At 36.6% G+C, this 21,540-nt stretch carries 21 protein-coding genes and 1 riboswitch; of the genes, 19 read left to right on the forward strand and 2 right to left on the reverse strand.

Annotation, left to right across the window (positions count from 1 at the left end; translation table 11 throughout):
• Positions 1–105 precede the first annotated feature (105 nt).
• Both JNUCC23_RS07035 and JNUCC23_RS07040 read left to right on the forward strand, forming a co-directional pair.
• Complete coding sequence (locus JNUCC23_RS07035) at positions 106–1,578, forward strand: nicotinate phosphoribosyltransferase (protein ID WP_403072919.1); 1,473 nt, start codon at positions 106–108, stop codon at positions 1,576–1,578.
• 111 nt (positions 1,579–1,689) lie between these two features.
• Positions 1,690–1,842: a YpzG family protein gene (locus tag JNUCC23_RS07040; protein WP_082675057.1), complete on the forward strand. Its 153-nt coding sequence runs from the start codon at positions 1,690–1,692 to the stop codon at positions 1,840–1,842.
• 146 nt (positions 1,843–1,988) lie between these two features.
• On the opposite strand, the gene JNUCC23_RS07045 is transcribed toward JNUCC23_RS07040, so the two are convergent.
• Positions 1,989–2,525 (reverse strand): hypothetical protein, encoded by a 537-nt coding sequence (locus JNUCC23_RS07045; RefSeq protein ID WP_403072923.1) that lies wholly within the window; start codon positions 2,523–2,525, stop codon positions 1,989–1,991.
• A gap of 460 nt (positions 2,526–2,985) precedes the next feature.
• Here JNUCC23_RS07045 and JNUCC23_RS07050 point away from each other — a divergent pair, with 460 nt between their 5' ends.
• The 7 genes from JNUCC23_RS07050 to JNUCC23_RS07080 all read left to right on the forward strand — a co-directional run bounded on the left by JNUCC23_RS07050 (position 2,986) and on the right by JNUCC23_RS07080 (position 9,954).
• On the forward strand, positions 2,986–3,339 hold the full coding sequence (locus tag JNUCC23_RS07050) for a DUF2294 domain-containing protein (RefSeq protein ID WP_082675056.1): 354 nt from the start codon (positions 2,986–2,988) through the stop codon (positions 3,337–3,339).
• A 175-nt stretch (positions 3,340–3,514) separates the two neighbouring features.
• Complete coding sequence (locus JNUCC23_RS07055) at positions 3,515–4,558, forward strand: ABC transporter substrate-binding protein (protein WP_454214987.1); 1,044 nt, start codon at positions 3,515–3,517, stop codon at positions 4,556–4,558.
• 18 nt (positions 4,559–4,576) lie between these two features.
• Positions 4,577–5,503: a nucleoside hydrolase gene (locus JNUCC23_RS07060; RefSeq protein WP_403072930.1), complete on the forward strand. Its 927-nt coding sequence runs from the start codon at positions 4,577–4,579 to the stop codon at positions 5,501–5,503.
• A gap of 23 nt (positions 5,504–5,526) precedes the next feature.
• A complete protein-coding gene (locus JNUCC23_RS07065) occupies positions 5,527–6,348 on the forward strand; it encodes an ABC transporter permease (protein WP_062181917.1) in 822 nt (273 codons plus the stop codon).
• A gap of 7 nt (positions 6,349–6,355) precedes the next feature.
• On the forward strand, positions 6,356–7,144 hold the full coding sequence (locus JNUCC23_RS07070) for an ABC transporter permease (RefSeq protein ID WP_062181914.1): 789 nt from the start codon (positions 6,356–6,358) through the stop codon (positions 7,142–7,144).
• Between the two features lie 15 nt (positions 7,145–7,159).
• Positions 7,160–8,224, forward strand: a complete 1,065-nt coding sequence (locus JNUCC23_RS07075; protein WP_403072935.1) for an ABC transporter ATP-binding protein — start codon at positions 7,160–7,162, stop codon at positions 8,222–8,224.
• 17 nt (positions 8,225–8,241) lie between these two features.
• The gene (locus tag JNUCC23_RS07080) at positions 8,242–9,954 is read left to right on the forward strand and encodes an adenine deaminase C-terminal domain-containing protein (RefSeq protein ID WP_454214990.1); all 1,713 of its coding nucleotides are present in this window, start codon (positions 8,242–8,244) and stop codon (positions 9,952–9,954) included.
• 472 nt (positions 9,955–10,426) lie between these two features.
• Here JNUCC23_RS07080 and JNUCC23_RS07085 read toward each other — a convergent pair whose 3' ends face one another.
• On the reverse strand, positions 10,427–11,818 hold the full coding sequence (locus JNUCC23_RS07085; RefSeq protein ID WP_454214992.1) for an amino acid permease: 1,392 nt from the start codon (positions 11,816–11,818) through the stop codon (positions 10,427–10,429).
• A gap of 705 nt (positions 11,819–12,523) precedes the next feature.
• Here JNUCC23_RS07085 and JNUCC23_RS07090 point away from each other — a divergent pair.
• The 10 genes from JNUCC23_RS07090 to JNUCC23_RS07135 all read left to right on the forward strand — a co-directional run bounded on the left by JNUCC23_RS07090 (position 12,524) and on the right by JNUCC23_RS07135 (position 21,487).
• Positions 12,524–13,054, forward strand: a complete 531-nt coding sequence (locus JNUCC23_RS07090) for a GNAT family N-acetyltransferase (RefSeq protein WP_454214994.1) — start codon at positions 12,524–12,526, stop codon at positions 13,052–13,054.
• A gap of 47 nt (positions 13,055–13,101) precedes the next feature.
• Positions 13,102–13,917, forward strand: a complete 816-nt coding sequence (locus tag JNUCC23_RS07095) for a transporter substrate-binding domain-containing protein (protein WP_454214996.1) — start codon at positions 13,102–13,104, stop codon at positions 13,915–13,917.
• A gap of 29 nt (positions 13,918–13,946) precedes the next feature.
• On the forward strand, positions 13,947–14,642 hold the full coding sequence (locus JNUCC23_RS07100) for an amino acid ABC transporter permease (RefSeq protein ID WP_454214998.1): 696 nt from the start codon (positions 13,947–13,949) through the stop codon (positions 14,640–14,642).
• A 17-nt stretch (positions 14,643–14,659) separates the two neighbouring features.
• Positions 14,660–15,370, forward strand: coding sequence for an amino acid ABC transporter permease (locus JNUCC23_RS07105; RefSeq protein ID WP_454215000.1), 711 nt, complete (start codon positions 14,660–14,662; stop codon positions 15,368–15,370).
• Positions 15,367–16,140, forward strand: coding sequence for an amino acid ABC transporter ATP-binding protein (locus JNUCC23_RS07110; RefSeq protein ID WP_403072956.1), 774 nt, complete (start codon positions 15,367–15,369; stop codon positions 16,138–16,140). Before JNUCC23_RS07105 ends, JNUCC23_RS07110 begins: the two co-directional genes overlap by 4 nt.
• 146 nt (positions 16,141–16,286) lie before the next feature.
• Positions 16,287–16,386, forward strand: a riboswitch (SAM riboswitch).
• An 84-nt stretch (positions 16,387–16,470) separates the two neighbouring features.
• Positions 16,471–16,647 (forward strand): YezD family protein, encoded by a 177-nt coding sequence (locus tag JNUCC23_RS07115; protein WP_172796842.1) that lies wholly within the window; start codon positions 16,471–16,473, stop codon positions 16,645–16,647.
• Between the two features lie 507 nt (positions 16,648–17,154).
• A complete protein-coding gene (locus JNUCC23_RS07120; RefSeq protein WP_454215002.1) occupies positions 17,155–18,228 on the forward strand; it encodes a DUF5105 domain-containing protein in 1,074 nt (357 codons plus the stop codon).
• Between the two features lie 15 nt (positions 18,229–18,243).
• The gene (locus JNUCC23_RS07125; RefSeq protein ID WP_403072963.1) at positions 18,244–19,389 is read left to right on the forward strand and encodes a TcaA second domain-containing protein; all 1,146 of its coding nucleotides are present in this window, start codon (positions 18,244–18,246) and stop codon (positions 19,387–19,389) included.
• A 246-nt stretch (positions 19,390–19,635) separates the two neighbouring features.
• Positions 19,636–20,553, forward strand: a complete 918-nt coding sequence (locus JNUCC23_RS07130; protein ID WP_403073987.1) for a S66 peptidase family protein — start codon at positions 19,636–19,638, stop codon at positions 20,551–20,553.
• A gap of 337 nt (positions 20,554–20,890) precedes the next feature.
• Complete coding sequence (locus JNUCC23_RS07135) at positions 20,891–21,487, forward strand: YdcF family protein (RefSeq protein ID WP_454215004.1); 597 nt, start codon at positions 20,891–20,893, stop codon at positions 21,485–21,487.
• Positions 21,488–21,540: the final 53 nt, after the last annotated feature.

Genomic DNA, 21,540 nt, shown 5'->3' on the forward strand with positions numbered 1-21,540 from the left:
CTGTATAATCTGTATATTTAAAAGGACATCGATAATCCTGTATTGAATATGTAAGTAGACGCCAACAATAGTGGTAAGAAACTAAAAAGCTGGAGGGTCGATAAGATGAAAAAGCTCTATGAGGATGATGGTTTAGCATTACATACTGATTTATATCAGATTAATATGATCCAAACGTATTGGCAGGATCAGATTCATAATCGAAAAGCAGTGTTTGAATTATTTTTTCGAAAAATGCCTTTCGGAAATGGCTATGCTGTTTTTGCAGGATTGGAGAAGGCTCTCAGCTATTTAGAAAGCTTTGCCTTTACTTCGAGTGATATTGAGTATTTGCGTCATGAAATGAACTACCCAGAAGCGTTTCTCAGCTATTTAGAAAGCTTGAAATTTACTGGCACGGTAAAATCAATGGAAGAAGGGGAATTAGCTTTCGGTAATGAACCGCTCATTCGTATTGAAGCTCCTTTAGCTGAAGCACAGCTTGTGGAAACCGCATTACTAAACATCGTGAATTACCAAACATTGATTGCGACAAAAGCATCTAGGATCAAGCAGGTGATTGGTGATGAACAGGCTTTAGAATTTGGTTCCAGACGAGCGCAGGAAATGGATGCCGCAATCTGGGGAACACGTGCAGCCTTTATTGGTGGTTTTGATGCAACGAGTAATGTCAGAGCAGGTAAAATATTTGGCATTCCAGTAGCTGGCACTCATGCACATGCGATGGTTCAAGCCTATAAAGATGAATATATCGCCTTTCATAAATATGCACAGAGCCATAAAGACTGTGTTTTTCTTGTTGATACGTATGACACGCTTAAATCTGGTGTACCAAACGCGATTCGAGTAGCTAAGGAACTTGGAGACAAAATAAACTTTAAAGGGATTCGCCTAGATAGTGGTGATCTTGCTTATTTGTCGAAGGAAGCGAGAAGAATGCTGGATGATGCTGGGTTCACTGAGGCGAAAATTACAGCTTCGAGTGATTTAGACGAATATACAATCATGAACTTAAAAGCACAGGGTGCCAGGATTGATACATGGGGGATAGGAACTAAATTAATTACAGCGTACGAACAACCAGCTTTAGGTGCTGTTTATAAACTTGTCGCAATCGAAAACGAATCAGGAGAGTTGATAGATACAATAAAAATATCTGCAAACCCTGAGAAAGTCACAACACCAGGCTTAAAAAGGGTATATCGAATCATCAATACAATGAATGGGAAAGCAGAAGGGGAATACATCGCAATGGATGATGAAAACCCAGGAGCAGAGGAACGCCTTAAAATGTTTGATCCAGTTCACACCTACATTAGTAAATTTATTACGTGCTTCGAAGCGAGAGAACTGCAAATTCCAGTCATGATGAATGGGGAAGTAGTTTATGAACTTCCAGAACTATCAGATATTCAAAAAAAACTGGAGCGAAATTTAGATGAATTATGGTCTGAGTATAAGCGTTCCCTCCATCCAGAGAAGTATCCAGTTGATTTAAGTCAAAAATGCTGGGATACAAAGATGCGCTGCATTGAAGAAGTCAAAACAAAAGTGACAGAAGGATTCAAAGATAAATAAAGGGTAAAAACTTTGTATGATTTTATGGGAAGTGACACATACTTTAAAAGATATTCTCGTAATATCACACAGCTTCAGGATAACCTATACTAATGATGAGGTGATTTTTGAATGAGTTATAAAGATCAGCTTGATGCCCATTCGAAACAGTTTCACCATAATTGGACAAGACCTAAGCGTTCAAAATCTCAAGTTAATGGTCATACCGAAGTGACACAAAACACCTTTATCTTAAGAACTAATGCAAAGGCTCACAGATGGTAAAGGAATTCTGAAGAAAGAGAAAGAAGACCTGAGAATGGTCTTCTTTCTTTTTGGGCAGCTGAGAAAACTTTGTCTCTCGATTTTTGCGCAAGCAACCATCTCATCTAGTCAGATGCTTTTAGGTTGATTATGGCGCTTGCGTTTTTTTACATAGATGTCGGATATTTATTGTTTTTGCAAAAATTTTTAATATATTTATTCCGTCGTGAAAATCTTTTACATGCTTGTGTGAGACCATTTTTGTATAATTCTTGTAAGAATTGTTGAGCAATGCCTGCTAATCCTAAAGCGGTCATAATGGCTATCAGCTCACTCAAGTCAATAGGGATGAGTGGTATGTCAATAGGTTTAGCTTGCGTTTGTTCGCTTATATAGGCAACTTCTTCCGGTGTAAATGATTCAAATGTTTCAGCTAATTGGTTGACTTGATCCTCAGTATAGCCAAGTAATAGGGCTTGTTCATGATTGAGTGTAAAAATCGCGCTTTCATTCACAGTCAAAGCTTTTGCGACAAGTGCTTTTGCTTGTTCGACGTCTGAATGGCTGGCTAGCTCCAAGGCGGATTCGATCGGTTCTACAGTCATTAAATCATTAGAGTAAACAGCGGATGAAGGAAAGTTCAATACGACTAACAAGACAAAGGACGACGAGAGAATGACAAGGTTTTTATTTTCTTTATGCATTTGCCATCATACTCCTCTTCTATTTGTAGCCTGAAATGAACTACCTTGCGTGAAAAGGAAACAGTTCTTTTTTTATATTTCCCTTAAAATTCCTCCTTTCTTCTATTATAATACAAGAATAATCCAATTTACATAATATCCCTAAATAAAATGTAAAAATGAGGAAATTTTACTGCGTTATTTCATGGGCTTAGCGCTAAGGGAGGATAGTTAAAAAGGTGATAAATAGTTAATTAGTAATTAAATGATGATATATTAAAATAATATCTAAAATGGATTTATTTGATAATGAACGATTTTATCAATCCAGAATTTTGAAAAAAATGGCTATTTATTCGTATTTGACTGGATAATTTTAAAAAAATAGTATAGATTAAAAAAAAATAACAAATAATACGAACATTATATTGAAAACGTTCTGGATAGTATGTATAATCATCAATAACGAAGAACTGCAGGGGTGATAAATATTTTCCCAAGCAACAATAATGAAACAAAGAAATTAATTTCTCATGCTTATAATGAAGTTTCAAAGGAATTATTCGGAATTGGTACGCTTTCCATGAAGGTATCAATTGAAGCTAATGTACTTACACTGCAGGCTAAGCATCGTAGAGCACCACGATCGATTGTGCTGGAGGGAGAAGTACCTAGCCTAAAGCAAGAAGTCGATTTTCATTTATCTCTACTATATAAGAAGAAATTAAGGCAGAAATTAGAAGAAAGGACGGATTGGGATATTGAAGCTGTTCTAAGAGATTATGATGCAGCCACCCAAAAGTCCTTTACAAATATTGTTTTACGAGAAATTTGATAATATTGGATTTTCAACCGGATTTATCTGGACGAAACGCCGCAATAATAAACCAAATGATTATTTATCTCTTTGTTTACAAGGAAAAGACGATCTTGGGTAGAATAACCTTATTCTATTTGAGATTGTCTTTTTTATTGCTTTAAAAAATATCAGAATGATAGGAGTTTAAATTATGAAGAAAATTATCAAAAATCTAACTATGGTATCTGCATTAGCTTTGACATTAAGTGCTTGTTCTTCATCAGATTCATCGGCGAAAAAAGAAAAATTAGTCATTTCTACTTGGGGATTTTCGGAAGATTTCTTTCGAGAAGAAGTGTATAAACCCTTTGAGAAAGAACATAATGTTGAAATTGTTTTGGATTCAGGGAATAATGCGGATCGTTTAAACAAAGTTCGCCAAGGAAATTCGGATGTCGATGTCATTTACTTATCTGACTACTATGCTGAGCAAGGTATTCAGGATGGTTTGTTCGAAAAAATTGATCATAGCGTTATTCCTAATGTTGAGAATATCTATGAGATGGCCAAAGCTCCATTAGGTAAAGAATATGGACCAGCTTATACAATCGCTCAATTCGGAATTGCATATAATCCTGATGAGGTAAAAAAACCAATTACTTCATGGGCTGATTTATGGATTAAAGATCTAGGTGGAGTAATAACGATCCCTGGAATTACATCGACGACTGGACCGATGTTTTTAGATGCTGCTTCTAAAGTAAGTGGAAATACAAAATTTAATGAAGATGCTGCGTTTACGAAATTAAAAGAGCTTATGCCAAATGTGCTTAAGGAATATGGGCAAACTTCTGAATTCGTAAACATGTTTGCACAAGGTGAAATCGCAGCTGGACCGATTATGGAAATGTACTTTACACAATTACAGGAAGCTGTTCCAAATGCTAAATTTGTTTCACCTAAAGAAGGCGGATATGCGGTCATGAATACAGTGAATATTGTAAAAGGCAGCGAGCAAAAAGAACTAGCAGAAGAATTTATTAATTATCTTTTAAGTAAAGAAGTTCAAGAAAAATCAGCAAAAGCAAAAATAGATTCACCAGTTAATACGAAAGTTCAATTAACAGAAGAAGAAGCTAAAGGACTTACGTATGGGGAAGATGTTATTAATAGCCTGAATATCCTTGATATGAAATTCGTGAATAAAAACTCAAAACAATGGATTGATCGTTGGAATAAGGAATTAGCTCAATAAGAATTTGAGGTGCTTACTATGACTAAAAAAGTCATTCTTGATGTTGATACAGGAGTAGATGATGCTATTGGAATCTTGCTTGCTTTAAAGAGCAAGGAGATGGATGTACTTGGGATTACGACTGTGAATGGAAATGTATCTTTAGAAGCTGCAACGGTTAATACATGTAAGGTTGTTGAATTAGCAGAAGTGGATGTCCCCGTTATCATGGGGGCTTCTGCTCCATTAGTGAGAATCCCTTATTTTGAACACCGAATACATGGTGAAGATGGAATCGGTGGAGCATTAAAGGATATGGTTCCTAAAAAACAACCCGATGAAGGATTTGGTCCTGATTTCATTATTAATTCGATATTGAGTTTTCCAGGTGAGGTAACCCTTGTTATGACTGCGCCTCTTACAAATCTAGCACTTGCAGTAAAGAAGTGTCCTGAGATTACGAAGTTTGTGAAAGAAGTAATCTTTATGGGTGGTGTAGTGAAAGACGTAGGCAATGTCACACCAACTGCTGAGTATAATATGTTCACTGATCCGGAAGCGGCAAAGATCGTATTTCATGCGGGTTTTCCTTCCTTGACTTTAGTCGGTTTAGATGTGACTAGAAAAGTGTTACTAACAGAAGAGCATATGGATGCCATTCATAATCCGATACTTTCTTCTTATATTAAAGAAAGTACGACGGATTATCGACAAAGATATTTTGAGCGTTATCAGATTCATGGTGCTGTGATGCATGATCCCCTTGCTGTTGCGATTGCAATAAACGCTAATATTGTGACGAAGAGAAAATATTATGTAGATGTAGAAACGAGCAGTGAATTATGTGACGGACAAACGGTTTGTGATTTTCAAAATCGTTTAGGGAGAACAGCCAATCTTGATGTTTGTTTAGATGTAGATGAAAAAGCTTTTATTGCACTATTTCATAAGGTCATAAATTCTTAAAGTGTGCAAACTGGGAGGATAAAATGAGAAACCGTACGATTTACCTGTTGTTATTGCCAGGAGCATTATTTTTAACAATCTTTATGGTGATTCCGATTTTGTTAACGATTGGATCAACATTTTTTAATGAAGGCAGCTTTAGCTTTGAAGGTTATCTGCACTACTTTCAAGATAAGTATTTCATCGGTATTTTACTAACAACGCTTAGAGTTAGTCTTGTAACAACGTTTATCTGTATTTTATTAGGCTTTCCAGTTGCTTACTATATTTCTAAGGTTGGGACAAGAACCAAGGTACTCCTATTATTACTTTCCATCTTCCCACTTCTTACTAGCTCAGTTGTCCGCTCATTCAGCTGGATGATTATTATTGGGAAGAATGGTGTACTCAACAAGCTTTTACTTAGTATAGGACTTATAGAAGAACCGTTAAATATTTTGTACACCCCTACTGCGATCATTATTGGCCTCGTTCATTTATTCTTGCCATTAATTATTATTACGTTAATCGGTGTTTTGGAAAATATGGATGAGGATTTGTTAACGGCAGCAGAAAGCTTAGGCGCATCTAGACTAGGTGTTTTTGCGAAAGTCGTTCTGCCACTGTCCATGCCAGGACTTGTCATCGGAAGTATTCTCGTTTTTGTCGGCAGCTTTACGGCCTATACAACTCCAGCTTTATTGGGAGGGAAACAACGGGTAATTTCCACATTTCTCTATCAAAATGCAACAACATTAAATGACTGGCATACAGCAGCAATCGTTGCCACAATTATGATTGTTATCACGTTACTGGTGACTATAATAATGAACCAAATTGCATATAAAATAAATCCAAAGGGGTAAGGTTAATATGAAGCAAAAAAATCGGGGATTGGCTGTATTTACGTTCCTTGTATTTGTTTTTTTACTAGGGCCTTTGCTCATCATTTCCGTTACATCTTTTGAAGGCGGAAGTGTTCTGAAATTTCCTATTGAGACGTTTTCGTTTAAATGGTATGAAAATATTTTTAAAGTAAACATGTTTTTGACATCTTTCAAGACATCCATCATTGTCTCATTAGCAGGAAATCTTTTGGCATTGATATTAGGAATTCCAGCGGCTTATGCTTTATCCAGATTCGACTTTAAAGGAAAATCTGTCTTGAATGCCGTGTTTATTTCACCGATTTTGATTCCAGGTATCGTTTTAGGTTTTACGTTTTTGCGTTATATTGTTACAACCTATCATTTACCAATTTATACAGGCTTGTTTATCGGTCATACAATTATTATGCTTCCATTTGTTATCCGCGTAATATCTTCAAGTTTGTCAACCTTCGATTTCTCTATTGAAGAAGCAGCACATAGCTTGGGTGCAAGCAAGATTGGAACATTCTTTCAGGTTGTTCTGCCTAATATCAAGTCAGGAATCATCGCAGCCGTTATGATTGCATTTTTAGAATCATTCAATAATGTTGATATTTCCGTATTCATGACTGGACCAGGTGTCAGCACCTTTCCAATACAAATGCTAACATATGTTGAAACATACTTTGATCCTACAATTGCAGCCATTTCAGTAATGCTGATGATTATTACGGCGTTCTTTATGTTCATAGTTGAGCGGTTAATGGGCTTATCATATTTCACTAAACGATAACGGAGGCAACAAGTAATGGCTTTATTCACATTAGAAAACATATCAGTTGCATACAACAAACAAAATATATTGCAGGATTTTAATTTAGAAATTGAAGAAGGGAAGTTTGTTTCTCTGCTTGGTCCAAGTGGCTGTGGAAAAACGACAACCCTTCGATTAATTGCAGGCTTTCTTGAATCAAATAATGGCAAGTTCTTATATAAAGGCAAGGATTATACAAAGGTCCCGGTTAACAAAAGAAATTTTGGCTTCGTATTTCAAAACTATGCACTATTTCCTCATTTAACGATTTTTGATAATGTAGCTTTCGGACTTCGGCTTAGAAAGGCTTCCAAAAGTGAAATAGAAAAACGAGTGGCAAGTGTGTTAGAAATCGTTAATCTTAGAGGGTTTGAAAAACGATATCCAAAAGAACTTTCAGGTGGTCAGAGACAGCGTGTTGCGATCGCAAGGGCACTAGTAATTGAGCCTGATTTATTACTTTTCGATGAGCCTCTTAGTAATCTTGATGCCAATCTCCGTGAAAATATGCGGATTGAAATTCGTCGTATTCAACAGGAGCTTGGCATCACAACGGTTTACGTATCTCATGATCAAGAAGAATGCTTCGCGATTTCAGATCAAGTGGCAATTATGAATAAAGGAATTATTGAGCAATTAAGTGACCCCGCTACGATCTATAATTATCCGAAGACGAAATTTGTCGCAGACTTTATCGGTTTTAAAAACTTTATCGACTTTGAAGACCAAACCATTCATGAAAATGAAATTGAACTGACAAAGTCGGGATATACATTTATCGTTCAAAAAAATAAAGAAAATTCAGATACTGACAAAAAAGTCGGTGCGATTCGTCCAGATAATTTAGTGATCCGTCCAATTCAAGGACCTGTAACTTCGGCGAAAAATGCACTGCCTGGAAAAGTGAAGATAAGAACGTATTTAGGAAGAAGCTATCAATATATCGTAGAAACGCCAATTGGAGATTTTACAGTCAATCAAGAAATGCTTGTACCTTATCAAGTTGGCGAGGAAATCATACTCGACTTTCCAGCGAACAACATGGTACTTGTTAAGTAAAACAGGAGGCGAACAGAATGAAAATAGATATGCTAATTACGAATGCCAACGTTTATAATAGCTTTTTGAAGAAATTCATGAAAAGTAATGTAGCAGTTGTCGATGGGAAATTCTATTATGTTGGCGAACGTGGACAAGATTTTTTTTCTGCTGATAAAGTAATTGAAGCAAAAGAAAAATATATGATCCCAGGTTTAATTGATATTCATTTACACATCGAGAGCACAATGGTTACACCCGCTACCTTTTCATATGGAATCATCAAAAATGGGGTAACGACGATTGTACCAGAACCGCATGAAATGGCGAATGTCTTTGGTGTCTCTGGTGTGAAGGAAATGATGAAAGCGAGTCGTGATTGTGTAGCAGATATGTTCTATGCAATTCCAAGTTCAGTGCCCGCGACAACGATGGAGACTACAGGTGGGAGTATCGAAATTGCAGATATTGATGAATTGCTACAAACGGGTGAAATGAAATGTTTAGGTGAAATCATGAATTTCTATGATGTGATTACGGACCCAGCATGTAAAACGAATCAAATTTTGAATTATATCAAAACAAATTACCCTGACTTAATTATCGAAGGCCACGTTCCTAAACTACTTGATTTGGAATTACAGCAAATTTTATTTGCAGGTGTCAATTCAGATCATACACATCAAACAGTGGAAGGGATGCAGCAACGTATCGCGGCGGGGATGTTTTTAGAAATTCAAGAAAAATCCATGACCGAAGAAATCATTGCATTCTTAATGAATGAAGCGGTGGATGAGCATTTTTGCTTTGTAACTGATGATGTGATGCCGGATTATTTTCAGAAATATGGACAATTGAACCATTTATTAAAGAAAGCAATTCAAATGGGCATGCCGCCAGAGAAAGCTATATATGCTTGTACGTATACGCCTGCGAAAAGGATGCAGATGCATGATCGCGGAATCATTGCAGCCGGAAAAATTGCCGACTTTTTATTAGTTTCAAATCTTGAATCATTTATTATAGAAGAAGTTTATAAAGATGGTGAACAAGTTTATCATCACAAGCACCCTTATGAGCAGGTGGTAAGTGAAAAGAGCTTCCCGGAAAGTTTTTATCGTAGTATCGTGCTGAATGAGTTAACTGCGAAAGATTTTGAAGTATCATTGGAATTAGAAGATGGTAGTTATCCTTGTCGAATCATTGAAGTGAATGACGGCTCTACGTTTACAAAAGAAATTCACGATACTCTATCCATTTCCAATGGTAAGCTGGATTGGCAGGAAAGTGAGTATGGATTAATTGCAACGTTTGAGCGATATGGGAAAAATGGAAACCGAGCACATGGATTGATAAGCGGGGACATCATTAAGCGAGGGGCTATCGCTACAACCTATTCTCACGATAATCATAATTTATTAGTCATCGGCCATAACGTAGAAGATATGATACTTGCAGCGAATGAAGTAATCCAGAGTCAAGGTGGTATTTGCTGTGTTTTGAATGGTGAAGTATTATCAAGTGTACCGCTTCCGGTTGGAGGCATTCTTTCTGAGGAGCCATTAGAAATCGTTGCCGAGCAGGTGGATCATCTGACGCTTACTCTGAAATCATTAGGCTATAAGCATTATAATGTCATCATGTCTATAAGTACCTTATCACTACCTGTGAGCCCGGCGCTAAAAATAACAGATCGTGGTTTAATTTCAGTCAATGAAGGGAAATTCGTTCCGCTTGTTGTTAAGCCATAAGAGATAAAAAATCCAACAGCTGATAATAGCGTTGGATTTTTTTTTGATGTTGGAAATCGGCCGATCTAAGTAAGATGGGTTACGTTATAACAGAATCATTTAGAACTATTTCTTTAGGTAGGAAAATTAATAGAAAATACGTGAAATAATGTAGTTAACCGTGGGAATATATACTAATGAATTTAAGGTAAATTTCCTATCTAAGTTTATTACGAGCCGGAAATTAAATTTACGTGCCGGATCGGTTTCTTTTCGTGCCAGTTTCAACGGTTTACATGCCGGAATCCGTACTTTTCGAGCGAGAATTGAAATTTGCGAGCCGGAGCCAAATTTACACAATAATTCATCTCACTGTCTTTTCATATTTTACAAGATAACCGTATTTATGGAAAAATGCGAAAACAAGGTTTATGGCTCTACTCAATTAATTGGGTTATGAAAAAAGAGGTTGTCCCAAAGGGCAACCTCACACTTAAATCGTTCGCTTCTTCATCACAAATGGATAAAGCAATAAACCTATGACAAACAAGCCAATACCTAACATAAAGGTGAACATATTTGCTGTTCCTGTTTTAATCACCCATATTGAATAAACTAAGGCAAGGGCAGTGATTATTCCATCGCGAACCCTTGAGCCTTTGATGATATCATATGTTTCCCCAGTAATGACTAGTTTCAATTGATAGATGGCTGAAACAAGATAGGGAATTAAATAGGCCAGTGTTGCTACAACCATGGCGAAACTGTAGGCTTCCGTAATGGTTCCTGAAACGGTTGAAAATAAGAACAACTGAGTCATCAGGTTTGTTATCGTTAATGACCGTACGGGACTTCCTTTTTGATTTGTTTTTGCAAAGTAAGCAGGAAACAAATCCACTTTGGCTGCTTGATAAGGCACCTCAGAGCTGACCATGACCCATCCAATCGTAGAACCTAGAAGGGAAATGATGGCAAGTGCTGCCATTAAATAGACACCTTCATTCCCAATCGCTCCTGATAGAGCGTCGACAAGGGGACGGGAAGATTCACGCAATGCGGATTGCGGAAGTGCGCCCATTGTTAAAAGGGTGATGCCCATATAAATCACAACTGCAATAATGAGACCTAGTATTGTAGCTTTCTTTACGTCCCTTTGTGATTTTGCTCGATTAGATAGCATCACTGCAGCTTCAACGCCAATGAATGCCCATAGAGTAGAGATGGCTGCTGCGTTAATTTGGCTGCCTAAAGATAGAGCCGTTCCTTGTGAATCTTGGAATCCACCACCGCTTGCTAAGTTGCTAGAATCAAAGATGAATAGGGTGACAAAGATAAAAAAAGCAAAGCCAAGAACTTTTGTAAGTGTAGCAATAAAGTTAATTTTACCAGCTCCGTTATAGCTGCTGACTGTTATTGTATGGATCCCCCAAAGGGCCAATGAGCAGATTGCAAACGTTAAGGCTTTACCAAGTTCAAGGTTAAAGCTGTCCGTGGAGTAGATAATTTTTGTGCTTTGTAGAACAGGAAAAAAGGTAGATAAGTACCCTGCAAATGCAATGATTACAGAGGCTGTTGCCGCCCAGTTAGCTGCCCAATATCCCCAAGCCATACTATAGCCAGCAACTCTTCCTTTACTAGGAGAAGAAAAAATAGCTTGCGCATAGCTTTGTGGTCCAGCCTTAAGATCAGGCTTTCTGACGGCTAAATTACCGAACACAAGAGCAATCATTAATACACCAATTCCAGTGATGCCCCATGCAAGTGTTGCCCCAAGTGCACTTGATACTTGCGCAAGGTTGGCAGGAAGCATGAAGATTCCACCACCTACCATATTTCCAATTACAAAAGCTGTTAATATAAACAGTCCCCATTTTTTTTGATTCATAATAAAACGACCTCTCCATTGTTTTGATTCCTGATGTTATATTGAAAATCACATGTAGTTATTTTTGTCCCGCATTAACGGGCAGTAAGACCCCTCCACCTCAAGCTTAAGAGGAACAAAGAAGATAGGTGGGGGATAAACTGCCCGTAAAAGCCCGATTGGTGAGATACAGTGAAACTTACCTTTGTGATTTTCAAAGGTTTAGTTGAACCAATCGGGTTCGTAGTGTCGCTTTATCGAAGATTTAGCGACACTAGAACGGGGCTAACCATCAGTGGGGATGAAGGAAAACTCCTACTGAAGGAAGTTTCACTTTATTCCATATTCTATCCTTAATCAATATCATTCTGTATTTAAATTATACTTAAATAATTTAGTTTGGTAAAGTGATAAATCGATAAAGGTTATAAAACAATTTTTTCAGAAAATAATACGTTTTATATTGACATAGTGTGAAACCTGAATTATATTAAGTATTATTATAAAAACCAAGTTTTCTTATATGAATTAATTAGTTTAACTAAAGGCGCCGATTAGACAACTAAAGGCACCCACTATTCCGTTCGCTGAATAGTGGGTGCCTTTCGTTTTAAAGAAGGAGGATTATCCGTTGAGTATTTTATAACTATGAGGTCATCTAGAATTGAAATGAAAGAGTAGAAGTAACAAATAAATAACAATGGGGAATTAGGAAGGGTGGATCATATGACGGAAATTATTCGTTTAGCAAATTTAGATGATGCAGAAAGATTATTGTATGTAACTTTGAGAGCGTACGAACCGATTCGAGAGCTGGATATAAAATGGCCTGCAGCAACAGCGGATATTGAGTTAGTTAAACAAAACATTACGGACTTTTCCTGCTACGTCTTAGAAGAGGATGGGGTGATTATAGCTACAGTAACTGTTAGAACATTTGCTGAAGTTTCTGATTTAACCTGTGTCTGGTGGTTTGCAGTTGATCCTGATTATAAAGGATTGGGATATGGGAAGAAAATCTTGGATTGGGTAGAAGAAGTGGTTATTCGTGATCAGCTGAATCAGCCGGCTGTTGGTTTGGGTACGTCACCGAAACATCCATGGCTTGTTTCAATGTATGAGCGAAGAGGGTATGAACAAATTTTCGAAACAAATCATGGTGACGGACAAAATGGTGTATTTATGAGGAAAAAATTGATACCTGAGTACACAGATAACAAAACGAAAATACGGGAAGATGTTCGAGCAACGAATTAATCTTATGGCTCTATAAATAAATGGTTTAAGGTGAAGGAGATTACGAGATGAAAAAACGATTGTTGGTTTTATTAGGCGTACTACTAGTTATCGTAACGGCAGGTTGTGGTTCAAATAGTACTCAATCTGCGGGGGAAGCAAAAAGTTCTGATTCAAAGGTGAAAAAAATAATCGTTGGAACAGGTACACAATTTCCTAATATTTGCTTTATAGATGATGATGGTAAATTGACAGGATATGATGTAGAACTTGTCAAAGAAATCGATAAACGTCTTCAAGAGTATGAATTTGAATTTAAGACGATGGAATTTTCATCTCTATTATTAAGTCTAGAAACAAACAAAATCGATTTCATCGCTCACCAAATGGAAGTAAATGAAGAAAGACAGCAGAAGTTCTTGTTTAATGATGAGCCATATAACGTGTTCCCACTTCAAGTAGTTGTACATGAAGATAATCAATCGATTAAGTCAATTAAAGATTTAAAAGGCAAGAAAGCGATTGTAGGTGCTACGAGTAATTCAGCGATATTGCTTGATAAATATAACAAAGAACATGGCAATGAAATTGAAATTGTCTACAGCGGAAGTGGCAGTACAGATACAATCACACAACTTAAGAATGGTCGTGCAGACGCGACAATAAGTACTCCATTTGCAGTTGATTTCCAAAATGAACAGGCAGATGCCGAACAAAAAGTGGTCGGCGACGTGCTTTCAAACTCTAAGGTTTACTTCATGTTAAGAAAAGATGAATCAGATTTGAAACAAGCAATTGATGGTGCGCTAAAAGAGATCAAAGCTGATGGTACATTAAAGAAATTAAGTACAAAATGGCTAGGAGCAGATTACTCGGAGCAATAACAATCTCATGAAAGGTACAGGATGCATAGATGGACATAACCCTAATCGTAGACTTTTTTCCAAAATTAATTTCGTACCTTCATATTACTTTGTTGATTTTAGTCGCTGCAGTAGTAATTGGACTAGTAATTGGTGTAGTGATAGCTTTAATTCGTATTTATAAAGTGCCAGGCTTTAATCAATTAGCTCTCATTTATATTTCCTTTATGAGGGGTACGCCAATCTTAATTCAGCTCTTCTTAATCTACTTTGGACTTCCGACACTTTTAGCACTCGTTCATATTGATGTATCTCGTGCAAATCCATTATTATTTGTAGCTATCACATATGGGCTAAGCTGTGGTGCATCATTCGCAGAAATTATCCGCGGAGCCGTTAACGGAGTTGAAAAAGGTCAGACTGAAGCTGCATATTCAATTGGCATGAATGAAAAACAAATGATGGTGCGAATTATCTTGCCTCAGGCATTGGTTATGGCTTTTCCGAATTTCGCAAATTCAGTGATAGGCTCTCTAAAAGATACCTCGCTTGCTTTTACAATTGGTGTAATGGATATGGTAGGAAGAGGAAATACGCTCATTGCTTCTTCTCTACACGCACTCGAAGTATATATTACATTGTCGATTATCTATTACGGTGTTGTTATATGCTTGGAAAAAGGGTTTTCACTTTCAGAGAAAAAGCTACAAAGGTTTGAAGGAAGCTTGGCGGTAGATACAAAATAATTAGGAGATCAGAAATTATGCAAATTGATATTCCATTTATTTTTACGGCATTAACCGAAATATTCAAAGCACTACCATTGACGATGATTATTACCTTGGTTCCGTTAATGATTGGTTTTCTTATTGGGATTGGAATTACGTTAATTAGAATTCGGAAAGTAAAAGGAATATATCGTTTGGCCAATTTCTATGTATCATTTTTAAGAGGGACGCCGGCATTGATGCATATTATGCTGATCTATTTGGGCTTACCACTTCTTATTGACAAAATGGCTGAAACGTTTCATTGGTCCATTCAATCCACTTCCATTCCGATTCTGTTATTTGTTTTAATGGCATTATCCTTGACAGCTGGCGCTTATATGTCAGAAATTATTCGAGCAGGTATATTGGCAGTTGATCAAGGACAGTTAGAAGCAGCTGAATCAATTGGAATGACGGGCTTTCAAGCGATGAGAAGAATTGTCTTCCCACAGGCTATTGCAGTTTCACTTCCTAATCTATGTAATATCTTTATCGGATTTTTGCATACATCGTCCATTGCTTTTATCGTTTCGCAAAAAGAATTAACGGGTGCTGCCAACATTGTTGCTTCAAATAACTTGAAATTTCTTGAAGCCTATATCGCAGCGGCCTTGATCTATTGGGGCTTAACGATTATCTCAGAAAAAGTTACTGCATTATTGGAAAAAAGAGTCACGGTTTATAATCGAGGAGGTGTAGCATGATACAGCTAAGAAATATCCAGAAATCATTCGGAAATCAACTCGTGTTAAAAGGAATTGATCTTACAGTAAATAAGGGAGAGGTTGTCTCGATACTTGGACCTAGCGGATCTGGGAAGACAACGTTACTTCGTTGCATCAACTTTCTAGAAAGACCTAATGAGGGTCAAGTAATAGTTGATGATTTTAAGGTAAACAGTAAACAGGTCAATAAAAAAGAAATTCTTACACTTCGGAAAAAAACAGCCATGGTGTTTCAACAATATAACCTATTTAAGCATAAAACCGTCATTGAAAATGTGATGGAAGGATTGATCATTGTTCAGAAACAGCCAAAAGAAACAGCAAGGAAATTGGCAATGGGAGTGATAGAAAAAGTTGGGTTAACGGAGAAAGCGAATGCTTATCCAGTTCAGCTTTCTGGAGGTCAGCAGCAGCGGGTAGGTATTGCAAGGGCACTTGCGCTTAATCCAGAGGTGATTTTACTAGATGAACCAACATCAGCACTTGATCCAGAGCTTGTTTTTGAGGTTCTTGAGGTAATTAAGCGGATTGCGGATGAAGGGATTACGATGATTATTGTGACACATGAAGTAAGTTTTGCTAAAGATGTCTCAGATTATATCGTGTTTATGGATCAAGGTGAAGTTGTCGAGGAAGGAATCCCGACGGTTATTTTTAATAATCCTAAAGAAGAAAGAACGAAGAGATTCTTTAAGAGAATAAACAGAGAAGAAGATAATCTTGAATCAAATTTAACTAATGTCATCTAATTACAAGGGGAAATGAAGGAGAAGTGGTGATTAAAAAGAGTATGAAAAATACAAGTATAATTCATACTTATCACCTAGGAAAAATAGGTAAAATAATTGACAAAAACTGTTTGTGAATTTACACTATATGTAACTAATAATCAACTTTCTTATCAAGAGAGGTGGAGGGACTGGCCCTAAGATACCTCGGCAGCAGACTTGTAATACTGTGCCAATTCCAGCAAGCGAAAGCTTGACAGATAAGAAGAGTAAAGTACAGTTTTGTTGCTTAACCTCTTCTTATTTTTGGGAAGGGGTTTTTTCATATCCAAAAACCAGGGGGAGATTCGAATGGGAAGCATTGATGAATTAAAATTAAAGTATATTATATCAAGTCTCAAGGATCTTGAGTTCGGTTCTCTTAACATTACCGTTCATGAAGGTGAAATTACCCAAATCGATGTGACGGAGAAGAAAAGATTCCCAATCTTGAAAAACCAAAAAATTAGGGAACAAGGAAGAGCGTGAATTTAACATAAACAAGATTTGAGCATCTCTAAGAGGTGTTCTTTTTTTATACGGCTAAAACACGGCAATATTAGATTTGTAGGGCTCTATAGAATCCGTAAAAGGGGGAGGGGAAAATGCGAACTAAAAATCAATTAATGGCTGATGGAATTAAATTCTTGATACCAGCTAATCGAAGGATGGATGCTTTTTCATTGGTCGTAATCTATGAGACATGGAGAAAGGCATAGATAAATCAGTTGAAATGTAATTTTATGTAAAGTGATAGGTGGTTTTTCTCTTTCAAAAATTCCTATAATTGAGCAAAAATTCCTAGATTAACGAATCGGAAATTTGGAAAAGACAGGATAAACGATCGATTTTTTAAAAAAGGCATTTTAATAAAATGAACTTATGGTAGGATGAAAAATAATGGATAAACGAACAAAAAATTCCAGATTTTTTAATTAAGATTCAATGATTTACAGATACCATGGTGGAAGACAATTTTTGAGGGGAGATAAAACCATGAAAAAAAAAGGTACCATTTTATTGATTTTAATAGGCCTCATTTTTGTTTTAGGAGCATGCTCAGGTACAGATGAAAAGGCATCTGCGGACAAAAATCAGGGGAAGAACAAAAATAAGCAATTAGAAGCATCAATTGAGGAAGCATCTTACATCGTTCCAGATATTGAGTATGGCATGCCTGAAAATCAGGATCAAGGAATAATTGCCGTGAAATTAAAGATAAAGAATCTATCGGATTCATCGATACTTCTTTCAGAATATGAAGGGGTTAAATTGTATGATGGAGACCAACAGATCAATATAAAGCCAGAATTGTATAATCGAAAAATAGATTTAAATATCGGCACTAGCGGGAATCTCGGTGCTGGAAAGGCAAAATCATTTCTTGCTATCTTCGAAGTAGAAAAGGATAAGGAATATGAAATCGGATTGAATCCGATTTCTAGTAACTTTGAAGAAGATAATGATGAGCTGATACTTAAGCTTGATACGAAGAAATATGCAGATAGTTATGAAACACTTCAAGATCCAGCGAAAGCCTTCACAGCCTATGTCGATCAAATCTATTACGAAAAGGAAAACAATGATTACGAACAATTCGTATCTGCCGATAAACCAGCTATGCAGGAAGCGGCGAAAAATACGTTCAAAACCGAAGTGAAGGAATTATTTAAAAAAGACTTAACAGATGAGGAAATCGACAAACTATACATTAGCTATCGTGATATTTTAGCAGAAAAAGCAGTGGTCACGTCATCAATTGCAGCATATGCCAATGATAAAGCTATCGTTGCGTTTGATATAACGACACTGCCGTTACAGGAATTGTATCAAGAAGTGTATGAATATCAAAAAGAATTCCGAGATAAAACGGGCAATTATGATGAAAAGGCAATCGATGAGTACGTTCTATCTAAATTTGACATAATCCTAGATTCAATGGAAATGAAGTCCAGCAGTAGAAAAATTGAAGTTTCTCTTATGAAAAAGAATGGGAAATGGACAATCGACCCGGTTAATAAATATGGGGATAGCTTAGATAAGATTTTTGTAAAAGGATCAGTTTACTAAGGAGCCGTGAACAATGTGAATAAAAAGTGGTTATATGCAATTCCGGCAGTCTTTGTTCTGATGATCGTCATCATGGCCACAGTCCTTTTTGTCCAGCAAAGTAACAAACCGAAACAAGCTGTGGAGGTCTTTGAACAAGCTGTTGAGCAGAAGAAGCCCAAACAGCTTAAGGAATGGATAATGGCTGATGATAAAAGGGCTGTTATAAATGATGCATCCTTGAAAGCGCTGGTTGCTTATCTAAATGCAAATAATAATAGCTACCAGGTGATAACAGAAAGCTTGGATAAACAAGTGGAAAAGAAAGAATTCAAGACAACCAACCAGCAAATTAGTTTGGTTGAGTCCGGAAAAAAATGGGGTTTATTCCCAGAGTATAAGTTTAAAGTTAAGACGGCTTACATCAAGGTAACTGGTCAGCATAAAGACGATGAAATTCATCTTTCCATCCAGAAATCCAACGATACGCTTAAAAAAGACAAAGAAGAGAAATTATATGGCCCGGTTATTCCAGGCGCTTATCAAATTAATGTGACCGTGAAAAATAAGCTGGGTACTTTTATAGACAAAAGAAAAGTAGATGTCTGGGGAGGCAGCAATCAAGTAAGCTTGCTTATCGATGACGAAAAAATAGCCCAAAGTGATCAACGAATTCAAAAGGATGTCATTTCCGCAGTAGAAACCTTTAATAAAGATTTTGTCATGTATTATACAAACGAATTTGAGGCAAAACATTTTACCAATGTTTCGGACTCGGTTCTAGAAGGTCTTGCATTAGTCAACGTTGAATCAGAATTTGCTGAATTAGAAGAATACGTGGATGAAATTCAAATGCAGCATTCGGGAACAGTTGTAAATCTTGACGATTTGGATATTAATCAAATTCATAATGAATGGACTGCGGATGTCGAAGCTTTTGTTGCATATAATAATAAGTTCAAGATTCGAGGCATCGATAGGTATGAAGATATGTCCTATAAAGAGATTCGCACATATAGCTTGAATTATGATGTTAAAAGAAAAAAATGGCTCATTGATGAAGCGGATCGGGTCCCTGCGGATGGCTCTGAAAAAGATAGTTGGGATAAGAAGGCGGAATTGAGCGGAAAGGATTCACCTGTAATGAAATGGAAAAGGAAGGAGAGCATGGAACAACTTTAATTGAACGATTTAGTTATGTTCGCCTAATCCTAATAGACTTTATGTTTATTAGGTTTTTTCATTTGATCTAAGAAAAAAACTAATGAGTTACGGAATTTGTTATTTTTTCTCTGATTCAACTTAGATTTCATGTTATTTGATGACAGACCTAAAGTTAACAAAGCTTCGCCTCCTTAATCTTCATACAAAGGGTAATTGTGTAATACGTATAGTAATAGAAGAATGTGAAGGAGGATCAACATGAACATGATAAAACCAGCGCGCCTTCAAAAAGGGGATACAGTAGGAGTCATTGCTCCAGCAAGTCCTCCAGATCAAGAAAAAGTCAAACAAGCTCTTTCTTTTTTTACTGAGTTGGGCTTAAATTGTAAGCTTGGAAAAAACATAGAATGCCAATATGGTTATTTAGCAGGCAGTGATGAAGAAAGAGTGGAAGATGTGCACAGTATGTTTTCTGATCCTAGTATAAAAGCCATTTTTTCAGCGCGTGGCGGATATGGAACACCAAGAATTGCTGCTCAAATCGATTATGAAATCATTAGAAATAACCCGAAAATCTTCTGGGGATATAGTGACCTTACTTTTTTGCATAACGCATTTTTTCAAAAAGCAGGACTTGTTACTTTTCATGGTCCGATGCTAAGCTCTGATTTGGCTGGTGTAACAATTGATCCTGTAACTAAATCACGATTTTTGCAATTGTTTGAATCACAGCCATTTGTATATGATGAGACAATCTCACCGCTTGTAACTGAAATACCAGGTGAAGCAAGTGGACTTGTGATCGGTGGAAATTTATCTTTGTTAGTTAGTACGCTAGGTACGGAATTTGAAATAGATACAAGAGGTAAACTGCTATTTATTGAAGAGATTCACGAAGAACCCCGTTCAATAGATAGAATGCTGAACCAATTGTACATGAGCGGTAAATTATCTGATGCAGCGGGGATATTAGTAGGCGACTTTAAAGAATGTGAGACGACACGTACCTTAACACTTACATTGGCTGAAGTTCTACAGCATTATATTAAACTAGCTAATAAACCAACGGTATCAGGTTTTCAGATTGGTCATTGCACCCCACATGTGGCTATTCCACTTGGAACGTTTACAAAACTTGATGCAAATAATCGGAAAGTATTTATAGAGAGTGGCGTTCAATGATACAAGCAAAGTGAAGATAGCTAATATGATTTTTTTAAGCAACATCACCACGCTATTAATCAATCAAATATTTAGTGGATAAACGAATGTAAAACTTGTCCTTAGTGACAAGTTTTTGTTTTGGAAAAAGCCGAAACCTTTTCTCGGTCATTTCGTAAATGAACTATTCTGTTTAAATAATTGGCACTCGATTAGATTTCCTATTCAGAGAAAATGAAACTTTTAAATGAAAGAAAAAACCAAAGGTGAAAAGCGGAAATGATGATATTTACAAATTAATAATTGAAGGGACTGTCATGTAATGAAGCTTGGTTTTTCAAAAAATAGAGGGCGTAAGATGAAGAAATTCAATAATATTATTATAATCGTTGCCATACTAGGTGTCACATATATGGGTTTCCTACACATAAATATTCATCAAGCCATTCAAAAAGAAGCACCCAATCATGCTGACTATTTAATCGTGTTAGGTGCAAGAGTGAAGGGCACTGTTCCGTCTCTTGCTTTACAATATCGAATAAATATGGCGGCAGAATATTTAACTAGAAACAAGTCTACGATTGCGATTGTATCTGGTGGTCAAGGAAATGGTGAAGAAATTAGCGAAGCAGAAGCGATGAAACGAGGATTGCTGAAATATGGAATTGATGAATCAAGAATCATTTTGGAGGACCGTTCGACAAGTACGTATGAAAATATAAAATATTCAAAACAGCTTATTCCAGAAGGTGTCCTGAAAGGTTTTCTTGTCACAAATGACTTTCATGTTTACAGAGCTGAGAAAATTGCTGCGAGTCAAGGATTGAAACTTCCGGGAATTGCCGCAGACACACCAAAAGTTGTTCTAGTAAAATCGTATATACGTGAATATTTAGCGATTACGAAATTCTACGGTACAGAGTTGCTGCGAAGAATTAAAATAATAGATGGATAACGCGGTCGCTTCTTTTTTACAGCTTATTCCTTGTGTGACCATAAAAAAAGAGG

This window comes from Peribacillus sp. JNUCC 23, from assembly GCF_053653995.1.

What these genes read in the sequence shown, in the direction of transcription:
- JNUCC23_RS07035 (WP_403072919.1), top strand. Translation starts at nt 106, where the DNA reads ATGAAAAAGCTCTATGAGGATGATGGTTTAGCATTACATACTGATTTA.
- JNUCC23_RS07040 (WP_082675057.1), top strand. Translation starts at nt 1,690, where the DNA reads ATGAGTTATAAAGATCAGCTTGATGCCCATTCGAAACAGTTTCACCAT.
- JNUCC23_RS07045 (WP_403072923.1), bottom strand. Translation starts at nt 2,525, where the DNA reads ATGCATAAAGAAAATAAAAACCTTGTCATTCTCTCGTCGTCCTTTGTC.
- JNUCC23_RS07055 (WP_454214987.1), top strand. Translation starts at nt 3,515, where the DNA reads ATGAAGAAAATTATCAAAAATCTAACTATGGTATCTGCATTAGCTTTG.
- JNUCC23_RS07060 (WP_403072930.1), top strand. Translation starts at nt 4,577, where the DNA reads ATGACTAAAAAAGTCATTCTTGATGTTGATACAGGAGTAGATGATGCT.
- JNUCC23_RS07065 (WP_062181917.1), top strand. Translation starts at nt 5,527, where the DNA reads ATGAGAAACCGTACGATTTACCTGTTGTTATTGCCAGGAGCATTATTT.
- JNUCC23_RS07070 (WP_062181914.1), top strand. Translation starts at nt 6,356, where the DNA reads ATGAAGCAAAAAAATCGGGGATTGGCTGTATTTACGTTCCTTGTATTT.
- JNUCC23_RS07075 (WP_403072935.1), top strand. Translation starts at nt 7,160, where the DNA reads ATGGCTTTATTCACATTAGAAAACATATCAGTTGCATACAACAAACAA.
- JNUCC23_RS07080 (WP_454214990.1), top strand. Translation starts at nt 8,242, where the DNA reads ATGAAAATAGATATGCTAATTACGAATGCCAACGTTTATAATAGCTTT.
- JNUCC23_RS07085 (WP_454214992.1), bottom strand. Translation starts at nt 11,818, where the DNA reads ATGAATCAAAAAAAATGGGGACTGTTTATATTAACAGCTTTTGTAATT.
- JNUCC23_RS07090 (WP_454214994.1), top strand. Translation starts at nt 12,524, where the DNA reads ATGACGGAAATTATTCGTTTAGCAAATTTAGATGATGCAGAAAGATTA.
- JNUCC23_RS07095 (WP_454214996.1), top strand. Translation starts at nt 13,102, where the DNA reads ATGAAAAAACGATTGTTGGTTTTATTAGGCGTACTACTAGTTATCGTA.
- JNUCC23_RS07100 (WP_454214998.1), top strand. Translation starts at nt 13,947, where the DNA reads ATGGACATAACCCTAATCGTAGACTTTTTTCCAAAATTAATTTCGTAC.
- JNUCC23_RS07105 (WP_454215000.1), top strand. Translation starts at nt 14,660, where the DNA reads ATGCAAATTGATATTCCATTTATTTTTACGGCATTAACCGAAATATTC.
- JNUCC23_RS07110 (WP_403072956.1), top strand. Translation starts at nt 15,367, where the DNA reads ATGATACAGCTAAGAAATATCCAGAAATCATTCGGAAATCAACTCGTG.
- JNUCC23_RS07115 (WP_172796842.1), top strand. Translation starts at nt 16,471, where the DNA reads ATGGGAAGCATTGATGAATTAAAATTAAAGTATATTATATCAAGTCTC.
- JNUCC23_RS07120 (WP_454215002.1), top strand. Translation starts at nt 17,155, where the DNA reads ATGAAAAAAAAAGGTACCATTTTATTGATTTTAATAGGCCTCATTTTT.
- JNUCC23_RS07130 (WP_403073987.1), top strand. Translation starts at nt 19,636, where the DNA reads ATGATAAAACCAGCGCGCCTTCAAAAAGGGGATACAGTAGGAGTCATT.
- JNUCC23_RS07135 (WP_454215004.1), top strand. Translation starts at nt 20,891, where the DNA reads ATGAAGAAATTCAATAATATTATTATAATCGTTGCCATACTAGGTGTC.